Below are 11,317 nucleotides of genomic sequence, written 5' to 3'. Positions count from 1 at the left end.
CCTACTTGATGATTCGGCCGCTGACCGGTTCAGTGACATCTTCTACGATCTCTTCCCCATTTTCCAACCCGCTTACCCAGAGGTGGCTCCGCTCCAATTCCTCAATTTGAACGGGCACTTCAAGCAGCTGTCCGTCTCTATTGGCAATTACGTCCCGCGTTCTCGTCAAAGCTGTTTTTGGAATTCTGGCCAGCTCCTTTGTTCTCTCTGATTCGATCTCACCCTCCAGGTACATTCCCTCCCGTAAGTTATTGCCCGAAACCTCCAGGTACACAAACACCTGTTGCGAGGCCGGATCCACCGACGGGTTCACTCTCGTCACGGTTGCAGCATACGCTCTGCTTTGATCCTGATTTCTTACCTCCAGCGTTTGTCCGGGCAGAATCCATTCTGCATCATCGGGTTCAATCGAAGCGTTTAAAATAAACCGCGATGGATCTACCAGCGTACCCAAATGAAACTGTGGCCCAACTGCCTGACCCGGCTCAGCTTTGGCGGCCGATAAAACTCCTGAAAACGGTGCGCGAATTATAAATTTTTCCAGCTGTTCCTCTGCACTTTTGATGCCGTAGTAGAGTTCATACACGCCTTTCGACTCCAGGAAACGGCGTACACTCTCTTCAAACTCGGGAATGGGCGAAACAGATTTCTCAGCGCTCAGCGTATTAAACCACTCCTCATACTGCGGCAGCGTTTCCGGATAGTCCAGCTTGATATCGGCCATTAGCCCGGAGACAACGGTTTTGAACTTGCTTCTTGATGACTGAAGCTTCAGCCCGGCTTCGCTGTCGTCCAGCTTTATTAAAATTTCTCCTTTTTGATAGGAAATCCCTTCCTGAAACGGCTTGCCTCCCTCCATCACCCTGCCCTGCACTTCCGGGAAAAGCTCAACACGGTTATCCGCACGAAGACGTCCGCTTAAAGTTACCCGATCTGCTACAGATTCCGTTTTCACGTTGAAAAAGCGAACCTGCTGAGAATCGAGTTCGGCTGCTGCAGTCTCAATTTGATTTTCTGCAGGCTTCTCTGCTGATTCACCGCTGCATGAGGCTGTTATCATTAATAGTAAAAGTACCGCAGTACTTAGATAGGCTTTATTCATGTCCATACTCTTTTTTTGTGTTCAACCACAGTTTACGGACATAAATCATATAGTTCAACCATATGGTTAATTTACAAATTCGTTCAGCTCCGACTCTGTAAACAGTTGATGATTAATCTATTACAGATAATAAACTGTAGAATCTTCTATCAACCTTACCTCCCTTCAACCAAATATTTCAACCATATAGTTAAATATTGTTCTAAACTTTTATATTTTAACCTGAGTACCACTTTAAAATTATGATAAAAGATGCTAAGGCTGTCCAAAAAAATATATTTGGACGTAGCTTGAATTAAATATTTTAGTCTAATTTCAAATAGTTGTTATACACATCCTTCGTGTTGCTTCGCGTCCTCGAGTCTTCGTGGCATAAACCGTGAATTTATTACCACGAAGACACAAAGACTCAAAGGTTCACGAAGTAAACTTTAATTATTAAGGCGCCCATAAATCAAAACCATCTTTTGGACAGTCTCACTTATGGAGCATTTCATTAAAGATTAAAAATCGAACTCAGGTTTTTATTTTAGAATAATCTGAAACAAATGTTGTCATGAAAAAAGAAGAATCTACAGAACAGTCCTCGTCATCAACGGAACAGAAAATTTTTGATGCAGCCCGTGAGGTATTTCAGAGTAAAGGGCTGGAAGGCGCGCGAATGCAGGAGATAGCGGATAAGGCCGACATCAACAAGTCGATGCTGCACTACTACTATCGATCAAAAGAGAAGCTATTCGAAAAAGTGTATGAGCTCTCCATCATCAAGCTGATGCCACAGGTGGCTTCGCTGCTCAACGAAGATCTGCCGCTGGATGAAAAGCTTCGGAAATTTGCAAAAAAATATATTGAGCTTCTAAAAGTCAATCCCGATATCCCGCTCTTTGTGATTCACGAAATGAACAAAAATCCAAGCCGGCTGAAGAAATTTGTTGTCGGTGAAATCGGGAAACGAGTGCAGCCTTTTTTGAATCAGATCAAGGAAGAGAGGGAAAAAGGAAATACCGTAGATCTGCCGCCTGAGCAAATTTTTGTGAACATTATGGCCATGCTGGTTTTTCCCTTCCTGGGCCGTCCCGTCATTCAGGTTATATTGGATATGGACGAAGAGGGCTTTTCAGAGTTCATTGACGCCCGGGAAGCATTTATACCTGATTATCTGGTAAGCATGGTGATGAAAAAGGAGCCATAAAAAAGTACATTTTAAACTGGGTTCGATTTTAAAATGCTGATTATTGCGTTCCCCTCCTATGTAAGGCGGAGCTAGGAGAGGTAGCCTTAGGATTTTGACTCTTTAGTGTCCTGAATTCATCAATTAAACCACCCCTAATTCCCCTCCTTGAAAAAGGAGGGGACCTTTAAACATCTAAATCAAGATATAGTTAATCGAACTGAGGTTTTTCCAAAAAAAAGAAAAAGATTTTGCATCTGCTACCCCTTATCACACTCTTTACACTCCAGGTTTTCGCCAAGCTTTGATTGCCGACCTTCTTCTGTTACCACCCACGGGCGAAGCTGCCAGGGTGGATCATGCCTCACATGCTGTGTGTGGCCACATGCAAGATCCGCAACCCAGTCACCCTGTTCGTCTTTGTGAAATCCGGTAATGGGCTGTTTCATGAATAAGTCTGTTTTTCAAAAATCCAGAATAATCCCAATTGTCGGCAATATTGATGATTCACTAAGCTGATCAACACGTACAAGTTCCGGGTTATTACCATTTTCCAGCAGGTAGCTCGGCTCCGATGGAGTATCCTGTGCAAAGAGATTCTGAATTTCGAGATAGAGGTCAAATGAAAAGTTTTGGAAATTCCACTTCCGGTCGATTCGAATATCGGTAGCGTTAAATGGCTTGAGGCGTTCACTGCCGAGCCGGCTATAGTCGAACACAAACTCGGGATAGGTTTCGATACTGCGTTCTTCATTAATGGGAGCAAACGGCGTTCTGCCAATCAGGCGTGTTCTGAGGCTGAATTCCCAGCTATTGCCAAGTTGATATCCGCCGGTAAATGTGAGGAGGTGACGGCTGTCCCAGGCTGAAGGCAAATAGCGATCCCGATCAAAACCGGTGAACTCACTCCAAAAAAGCGTGTAAGCGAGAATAGCATAATAATTTGTGGTTAATGTTTGTTGAGTCAGGAATTCAACACCGTAGGTTCTGCCCTTTCCAACAGACTCAATATCATCGTTTCCGAGAACCTCAAATCCGCCGCCAAGATTGGCCAGGCTGACCTCTTCCCGATTGGAAACAGGGTAGTTATCATAGAGTTTCAGAAATCCTTCAACCGAGATTTTCGTGCTCGAACGAGGAAAATAGTTAATCCCACCGGTAAGGTGATCCGACCTGATGTACTGTGCATCTCGATTCACGAAATCGCCGCTCTCTTTATAACCCAGCAGGGTAAGCGGCGGTTTTTTGAAATAGCGACCGACAGAAAGCACTCCTTTCCACTGCCCTTCTTCATCAAGATTGACGGTGAGTGCTGCCCGTGGCGAAAGCGTACGATAAATCTCGTTACCACTATCGGTGAATGTATTACCGTCAAACCGAATGCCTGCGGTCAAATCCAGCCGTTCTGTAAGCCCCTCTGATGACCACTGAACGAACCCTCCGTAACTCATGAAGTTGAGATCAGTGTCAAATGAAACACTCGTGTTATCATCAAAAAAATCATTCTCGAAGTTATTTAGCCGTGCCGATGCACCAACAGAGAGGGTTGATTGCTCACGGAAAAAAGTTGTTTCGTTCCTCAAGGTATAACGAACCTCACGAGCGCGATTTCTGGAAAAAAGGCCATCCTGATTTTCGTTGTCGCGATACCGTGAAAAATCGTTGTAAAAACTGCTTCGGCTCAGCGACGTACGGCTAACACCGAAACCGTCGCTCAGGCGGCGCTCGTATGAAAGTCCTGTGGTATTGGTTTGCTGCTGAATCACAGGCACCTGGTCGAGGGTGGCTTGCTGATCGGGGGTAATATCGTCCGGGACGTTAATCCGAAAATCGTCGATGGACCCTACACCTATCAGTGAGATCTGATTTTTGGAGTTAAATTTATGATCCACTTTGTATTGATAATCCCAATAGTCAGGCAGAAATGGGAGATCGATAAGCTGGAACAGAAGCTGCAGATAGGAACGGCGAACAGAGGCAATAAAGGTGGTGTTGGAAGATGTTGCATCACCCTTAAAAAGCGGCCCTTCAGTGGTTAAAGCGGCTTCGCTTGCACCCACGCGAAAATTGGTGCGAAATTCACGGTCGTTTCCATTGCGTTGGTTGAAACGAAGCACACCGGAAAGTGCATTCCCTGCCGATGCACCGAATGCACTGGTACTAAGTTCCACCCCTTCAAAAAACGAAACGTTAAGCAGGCCCGCCGGTCCGCCGGCACTCCCTTGTGTGGAGAAATGGTTGATCGTTGGAATCTCTATGCCATCCAGATAGTAGACGTTTTCATTGGGAGCGCCACCACGAATAATCACGTCATTTCTGAACCCTGTGACGGAGCCGGACACTCCGGGCAGCGATTGCACAACTTTGGCAATATCGCTGTTTCCGGCCGGATAGGTTGAGATCGCCTCGGGCGAAAGGCGCCTGAAACTGACAGGATTTTCAGGAGGAGCGATAAACGGTTCAGATACAGAAACGACCACTTCTTCGAGCTGCTCAGCTGTTGGAGACAATTCAAAATTGATATTCCTGTTACCCGCGCTTCGCACGTTAATATTGTTTTGGCGCTGGGTTTCGTAACCCACATAAGTGGCAACGACGATATAAGTGCCCGGCTCAATATTATCGATTTCATAAAACCCGTCACTATCCGTAGCGGCACCCTGTGCGGTTCCTTGCAGACCAACATTGGCCCCAACCAGTGGCTCACCCGAAAGAGCGTCCGTAACATAACCCGTCAATGTTCCTGTAGATTGTGCATGTATACCGGTTGAGAAACCGATCAGAAATAGAATAGAAATACCAATTGTTAAATAAAGTGGAGTCCTAAACACAAATTTCATGGGATATAGTTATGATGCAGTCGTTTGCAAGAAAACTTAAAAACATTTCCTTGCGTTCAACATCTTTTGTGTTAGGATTTTTTACAAGTACTTATAAATCTTTTTCCGTCTCACATATTTTTCAATCCAATAAATGACCGACCTAACATAGACTTTCTCTCTTCTTCCATCATAACCCACGGTCTCAACTGCCAGGGCGGATCGTGACGTACATGCTGCGTATGGCCGCATTTCAGATCGGCTACCCAGTCGTCATGTTCATCTTTGTGAAATCCGATGATTGGCTGTTTCATGTATTGTTATTCACTTTTCTCTAAACGAGCGGATGAAACTCGATCACGAAAATTGGCATGACAGTCTACACAACCGGACTGAACAATTCTATAGTGTTGCAAAACCTTCTGCATATTTTTGTTTATGGCTGCCATCCGCATAGAATCCGCATGATGATGTACAATCATATCGTATTCCACAAACTTCTGCATCTCTTCACCCAACGTTGATTTAACCAACTCTTTATCATCAGACGTCATGGTAGGATGATCCGAGATCTGACCTGACCCTTTCTCAATTAATGAATAACTCTCTGTATAAATACCCTGATCAACCTGCTGTATATCAGCTAATAATTGTTGCATCATGGGAACCAGCGGTAACGTTTTAACCTGTTTATGAAAGTAAAATGAACCCGTTGTAAACAATAAAAATGATATCATCAGAATTGCTACGACGTACATTCGATTTTTCATAAGCCTTCCTCTATTTTTCTATGAATTTTTCTACTTTCAAATTTTGGATAGCACTGATAGCAGCTTCCACAGATCCTTCCTTACATAAACCGCTTATGGATGCATTCTGAAAGCCTTCTCTTGCAGCCTGAATACAAGCTTCTTTTACTTTTTCGGCGAGCTGATATTTTTCATTCTCATTCATCTCAAGAAATATTTCTCTAAAAATTAATCAAACTTCCCGTCCATCTCCATTCGCAAAGAAAATGAAGATGCGATACGCGCGGCCATCTCTTTGGCATGATTCGCTCTCTCACCTTCAAACAGTTCATCAACAGTTGATTCAAACAATCCAAACCATCGGGAAAAATCCTGTTTTTCAATTGGAAGTGGAAGATGCTGCCGAAAAGGTTTCCCCTTATACCGCCTGGTTTGAAATAACAGATTCGACCAGAAGTCAACCATTTTTGGAAGATGTTCATCCCAGTCTACCTCGGCAACATCGTTAAATATATATCCTAATCGTTCGTCATCTTCTACTTTACCATAAAATGTATGGACCAGTAATTTAATATCCTGGTCGTTTCGAATATCTTTCATTGACATAAAATTTAATTTTTTTCTCCTACTACTTAAAGATCTATTCTTTTTCAGCTTCGCCCCTGATAAGCCGGAACACAATACCACCGAGAAAAAGTAAAATTGCAATTACATTAATCCATGAACCGATGGCCCGAACGGAAAAGTTGCCTGCAAAATCCCCCGCAACCCGTAAAATTAATGATCCATGGAGCAGAAAAAAGGGCAGATAAAAATACCGGCTCCACGGTACCATTTTTCCCGAAAGGGAGGGAATGATAACCGATGCATGTGCAAATATCATGCTAAATACAAACCCTACAAACACCATGTGCAGCAGGGCATCGTAAATAGGACCGGCATATGGAAATCCGCTCACCAGGCCTGTGATACTTGTTACGATTAACCATGCATAACCGCTCAACAAGCACCAGGCACTGTACTTTGTCCACTCCACAGACCGAATCGTTTGGCGCGCAATATCGTATTTCAACAGCCAAACAGCCGTTGCCAGGGTTGAAATCATAAGAAGATACCATCCGTATTCCCTGCTTGTATGAAGCAGGATCGCACCAGCAATCCAGATCACAATAAAACCAATAAATATCTGCCGCGCCTTTTTAGGAGGACGCATGATGCGGTTTAGTTCCAGGCGTTCGCCGAAAATGGTCAGAACGGGAAACCCCATCCACCAGATCACGATTGTAAACACGGGGTATCCGGCCAGGAATAATCCGTTGCCAATAAGAAGAGACAGGCCACCCATCGCCATGATAAAATGATAAATTTTGGGCTGCAGATAACAAACGTATAACAGGGCTGTAACAACTGCAAAACTACCTGCTGTAAACAGCCAGGCTCCGTACGTCAGATTCACAAAAAGCATGAAAATTACGGAAACAGCCATCAAAAAAGGACTGGCCATTGCCCAAAACTTTTCAAGGGCAGCTGCACGTTCAAGGCTTATCAAAGTTCCAAGAAAGGCGTTTATCATTAAAGGGCCATGCAACCCGCCGGGAATTTGAAGGTCAACGGTCGTTAAAAATCCCAACCTTACTAACCCTGAATATAAACCTGTCAATAAACCCATACCGGCAAATACCAGGAATACAACCAGGATTCTGTTTGATAATTGAAAGTTCTTCAAAGCTTACTGTTGATTAAGTTGAGGTGGTGGAACAGAAAAGAATTCGACATCGGGAACAATCATATCCACAGACCACTCAGGTTCCCAAACCAGTCGTGTTTCAAAATCTTCAACAGCATCTAACCTGTTTAAAGTTTTTTCCACCTTTTGCTGTAAGTATCGCCGCATGGGGCAGCCCGGTGTTGTAACCGTATATTCCACCACAATTTTATCCCCTTCCCGGTATATGCCGTAAACAAGACCAAGATCTACGATATTCACTCCCAGCTCCGGATCAATGACTTCGCGAAGCTTTTGTACAATATCTTGTCTGTTGATTTCAATCGAATCCATTTTAAAGCAACTCTTTAATTATTCAGAATAAAAATATTTTACCTACCGAAAATTTATGACTGCTAATCGCGTACTTTTTGCACTTTTTTGGAACTATTTATCATCAATTTCCTTAACACATTTCCTTCTAATTCTAAGAGTTTTTCTATGACCATTCTTCAACTAAGAGCTCATGTTTGTTTTCAACTTCGGCCCACTCGTCAGCCTCAGGCAGAGGATCTTTCGTTTCATTGATAACACGGTCATCCCACTCCTCAGCCAGTTTTTCATTCAGATCGATATAATCCTCCCACACTTCGGGTACTTCATCATCAGGATAGATCGCCTCCACGGGACATTCGGGCACACAGGCATCACAATCGATACAATCGAAGGGATCGATTGTCAGAAAATTCGGCCCTTCCCGGAAGGCATCCACCGGGCAAACGGCCGCACAGTTGGTATATTTGCATTTAATGCAAGGTTCGGTTACTACATATGCCATTGGAGATTCCTCCTTTACACTCAATCATTTTTTTAATGCTTTCCTGAAGATAGAAACCTCATGAACCGAAAACAATATTAAAATCGGTATTAACCGTTTTTATTGTTTTATTGTTTGATACCTATTAACTTTAAGGGTGAATGAAAGAGTTTACTTGAAAAACTAAGTGCTATGAAATCTGAAACAACTTTAAAAAACCTGTCACCTGAAGCTACACTGAATCAAATTATCTCAGCCGATGAAGATACCCCACAACTTTTACAATCGATTGGCCTGAACCCCAATGTAGATACAGAAAAAACCCTGCGCCAGGTCTGTTTTGAAAAACAATGGAATGAAGCTGAACTATTGAATTGGATTAAAAAAAATCGATCATCGAATACTGCAATTCAGAATAATGGATCCAAACAGAAAAAGAAGTTACCCGATTTTACATCCATCACAGAAATAACTGAATATTTAACATCTGAAAGTCTCTCCACAGTTTCAGATCTCTCCTCGCAAATTCAAAATAATTATAAACGTGTAAGCCAGGTTCACGGTATACAATATCCCTGGCTAAAAGAAGCTGAATGGCATGTATTTCAATTGATAAATACCCTTTCATTCTATAAGAAATTTGAAACGGAGACATTTTATCCGCTTGCCGGTGAGTTGCAAAAACAGAAAGAGCGGATGTTAGACGGCAATGTACAGAATCTGAAACGCTCCATGGATGTGGTGAAAGAGGATCACAAACAGATGAAAAAATCACTTCAACGAATCAAAAAGATGAGCGGGGATTTCCATTTCGATGAGAGTGCATGTTCCACGCTTCGAATACTTTGCAACCGGCTTCAATCCCTGCACCGAACGTTAAGCGATCACTTGAAAATTGAACAGGAAAAACTTCTTCCTAAAATTGAAACTAAACTTGAGAACAGTTAAATCGGTGAAAAACAGAGTGGCAATTATGATTACCGGATCAAAAAAAGAGATTTTAGACCTGTTGAAGAGAAAAGGGATTCTCTCTATTGATGAAGTTACCGATCAATTAGAACTGGCAAAAACAACCCTAAGAGAACATTTTTTACAGCTTGAACGGGATGGGTATATCGAACGAAAATATGAACGATCCGGCCCCGGCAGGCCAAGCCTTCAGTACCAGTTGACGAAACAAGGACATCGTTTGTATCCGTCTGGAGAATCTGCGTTGATGCGGAATTTTCTCTCCTATCTGAAGAAGAAGGGGGAAGAGTCTACCATTGAGGATTTTTTTGAAGAATTTTGGGACAAGCGCTATGAAAAAGCAGACCGGCTGATGAAGGAACATGCCCCCGAAGACAGGCAAGGCCGATTGGATGTTTTGTCGACAATGCTCGAAGAGGAGGGTTTTATGCCGGAATACACAATTGATGAAGAACAAAGTACAATCAATATCAGGGAATGCAACTGTCCGTTCCAGGAGGTCGTCAAAGAGACCCGCCTGCCCTGCCGGCTTGAAGCAGATTTTTACGGAAGGCTATTTGAGGGAGATGTGGAACGCACCTCCTACATTGCTGATGGGGACTCCTCATGTACGTATTGTATAGCTGCGAACAACAATTAAGAGAAACAAATAATCACAAAGAAACAAGATCGATCAACCGTTTTTTGATACGAGTTTCTAAAGTAGAAATACTTTACATCCAACCGCTAACAAAAATCAAAAACTATGAAAACAATATCATTACTCTTACCCATTTTTTTACTGGTGTCAGTTACTAATTTATACGCTCAGGCCGAAATGGAATCAGAGCAGAAGGATGAAACCGAACTCAGCCTGATAACCCAAACACCTGAAGAGGGATTCCAGGTAGCCGTTCAGCTTGCCCGAAAAGGAGTTACAACCACACAACCTAATAAAGAAGTCCTGTTTATGCTTCGCGATGTATACTCAAAAGACCCAGACGCACTCATTGCAAGTTCACAGGTTATTGCCATTCATTTTCAGACTGTGGCAGCAGCAAATAATTATTGGCGGGATAATAAAGAGTCCGAAAATTAAATTTTAGCCTAATACAAGATACAATACTCTTTTAAACTTAAATGAATTCAGAATGAATCAAATAACAGAACGTGAACTCGATGTACGTTCTTTCATCCCAATAAAACGCCATAAAAAACTACTTAAGCTTTTTAAAAATCTTCCGGCAGGAGACAGTTTCGTATTTATTAATGACCATGATCCGAAGCCACTTTTTTATGAATTCCGATCCATTTTTGGTGACGTTGTTGACTGGGAATACCTTCAACGCGATCCCGAAGAGTGGAAGGTTCGCGTGACACGAACAGCTGATTCGGAAGCTGATAAAGACAGCAAAATCTCTACACTGATCGATCTGCGTAAAACCGATCCAGGAGACTGGAAATATACTATTTTTCACCGCTACGGGATGATGCTTCCGGGAGACAAAATGGAAATCCGAGCTTCTGAAAAACCGGATAAAATCCATCAAATCTTTCAAAAAAAATTTAAAGATGATCACACCTGGGAAATCAAAAAGAAGGAAAAAAATAAAATCATCATTCACGTCACTAAAAAAGCCGAAAATGATATTGATTCAACTGATATCACCGTAGTTAACAAGTTTGATGTTCGTCCCTATCCTCCGGCCAAAAGACATGACATGGTATTTGAGGCATTCAATGAGCTAAAGCCGGGCGAAGCGTTTGTGTTTATCAACGATCACGATCCCAAACCTCTTTATTACCAGATGGAAGCAGAATATAGCGAACCGTTCAAATGGGAATATCTAATGACTCTTCCACAAGAATGGAAAGTAAAAGTGATAAAACTGGAGAGGGAGAGCAAAGGGTCTGAGTAAAACCTGGGTACAAACAGGTAATAGGTTATAGTTTGAATCTGCATCAATTACCGCAACTAAAATAGTTTTAAATTGATAGTTTGGGCA

Annotated in this window: 15 protein-coding genes; 5 read left to right on the top strand and 10 right to left on the bottom strand. The window is 42.6% G+C overall.

The features are described 5' to 3' along the window. Position 1: 1 nt before the first annotated feature. The gene (locus U5K72_20075; GenBank protein MDZ7721130.1) at positions 2-1,102 is read right to left on the bottom strand and encodes an efflux RND transporter periplasmic adaptor subunit; all 1,101 of its coding nucleotides are present in this window, start codon (positions 1,100-1,102) and stop codon (positions 2-4) included. A gap of 556 nt (positions 1,103-1,658) precedes the next feature. On the opposite strand from U5K72_20075, the gene U5K72_20070 reads away from it, so the two are divergent. Beyond that, complete coding sequence (locus U5K72_20070; protein ID MDZ7721129.1) at positions 1,659-2,294, top strand: TetR/AcrR family transcriptional regulator; 636 nt, start codon at positions 1,659-1,661, stop codon at positions 2,292-2,294. A 239-nt stretch (positions 2,295-2,533) separates the two neighbouring features. On the opposite strand, the gene U5K72_20065 is transcribed toward U5K72_20070, so the two are convergent. The 9 genes from U5K72_20065 to U5K72_20025 all read right to left on the bottom strand — a co-directional run bounded on the left by U5K72_20065 (position 2,534) and on the right by U5K72_20025 (position 8,408). Then, entirely contained in the window at positions 2,534-2,722 is a 189-nt protein-coding gene (locus tag U5K72_20065; GenBank protein MDZ7721128.1) for a DUF3565 domain-containing protein, read from the bottom strand. Positions 2,723-2,737: 15 nt separating this feature from the next. After that, positions 2,738-5,113, bottom strand: coding sequence for a TonB-dependent receptor (locus tag U5K72_20060; protein ID MDZ7721127.1), 2,376 nt, complete (start codon positions 5,111-5,113; stop codon positions 2,738-2,740). Between the two features lie 110 nt (positions 5,114-5,223). Then, positions 5,224-5,406 (bottom strand): DUF3565 domain-containing protein, encoded by a 183-nt coding sequence (locus U5K72_20055; GenBank protein MDZ7721126.1) that lies wholly within the window; start codon positions 5,404-5,406, stop codon positions 5,224-5,226. A gap of 6 nt (positions 5,407-5,412) precedes the next feature. Beyond that, on the bottom strand, positions 5,413-5,862 hold the full coding sequence (locus U5K72_20050; protein ID MDZ7721125.1) for a hypothetical protein: 450 nt from the start codon (positions 5,860-5,862) through the stop codon (positions 5,413-5,415). 10 nt (positions 5,863-5,872) lie between these two features. Beyond that, positions 5,873-6,046, bottom strand: a complete 174-nt coding sequence (locus tag U5K72_20045; protein MDZ7721124.1) for an acetyltransferase — start codon at positions 6,044-6,046, stop codon at positions 5,873-5,875. A gap of 23 nt (positions 6,047-6,069) precedes the next feature. Then, complete coding sequence (locus tag U5K72_20040) at positions 6,070-6,447, bottom strand: group III truncated hemoglobin (protein ID MDZ7721123.1); 378 nt, start codon at positions 6,445-6,447, stop codon at positions 6,070-6,072. 34 nt (positions 6,448-6,481) lie between these two features. Continuing rightward, positions 6,482-7,567, bottom strand: a complete 1,086-nt coding sequence (locus U5K72_20035; GenBank protein ID MDZ7721122.1) for a hypothetical protein — start codon at positions 7,565-7,567, stop codon at positions 6,482-6,484. Positions 7,568-7,570: 3 nt separating this feature from the next. After that, a complete protein-coding gene (locus U5K72_20030) occupies positions 7,571-7,900 on the bottom strand; it encodes a metal-sulfur cluster assembly factor (GenBank protein MDZ7721121.1) in 330 nt (109 codons plus the stop codon). 145 nt (positions 7,901-8,045) lie between these two features. Beyond that, the gene (locus U5K72_20025; protein ID MDZ7721120.1) at positions 8,046-8,408 is read right to left on the bottom strand and encodes a DUF3470 domain-containing protein; all 363 of its coding nucleotides are present in this window, start codon (positions 8,406-8,408) and stop codon (positions 8,046-8,048) included. Positions 8,409-8,555: 147 nt separating this feature from the next. Here U5K72_20025 and U5K72_20020 point away from each other — a divergent pair, with 147 nt between their 5' ends. The 4 genes from U5K72_20020 to U5K72_20005 all read left to right on the top strand — a co-directional run bounded on the left by U5K72_20020 (position 8,556) and on the right by U5K72_20005 (position 11,230). Beyond that, entirely contained in the window at positions 8,556-9,311 is a 756-nt protein-coding gene (locus tag U5K72_20020) for a hypothetical protein (protein ID MDZ7721119.1), read from the top strand. A 25-nt stretch (positions 9,312-9,336) separates the two neighbouring features. After that, entirely contained in the window at positions 9,337-9,972 is a 636-nt protein-coding gene (locus tag U5K72_20015; GenBank protein ID MDZ7721118.1) for a DeoR family transcriptional regulator, read from the top strand. A 105-nt stretch (positions 9,973-10,077) separates the two neighbouring features. Then, positions 10,078-10,410, top strand: a complete 333-nt coding sequence (locus U5K72_20010; GenBank protein MDZ7721117.1) for a hexameric tyrosine-coordinated heme protein — start codon at positions 10,078-10,080, stop codon at positions 10,408-10,410. 52 nt (positions 10,411-10,462) lie between these two features. Continuing rightward, positions 10,463-11,230 (top strand): DUF2249 domain-containing protein, encoded by a 768-nt coding sequence (locus tag U5K72_20005; GenBank protein MDZ7721116.1) that lies wholly within the window; start codon positions 10,463-10,465, stop codon positions 11,228-11,230. The last annotated feature ends 87 nt before the right edge of the window (positions 11,231-11,317 follow it).

The sequence above is a fragment of the Balneolaceae bacterium genome, from assembly GCA_034521495.1.
Classification (GTDB): domain Bacteria; phylum Bacteroidota; class Rhodothermia; order Balneolales; family Balneolaceae; genus Rhodohalobacter.
The sequence above is the reverse complement of the archived record's forward strand: the minus strand, read 5'-3'. Positions and strand labels throughout refer to the sequence as shown.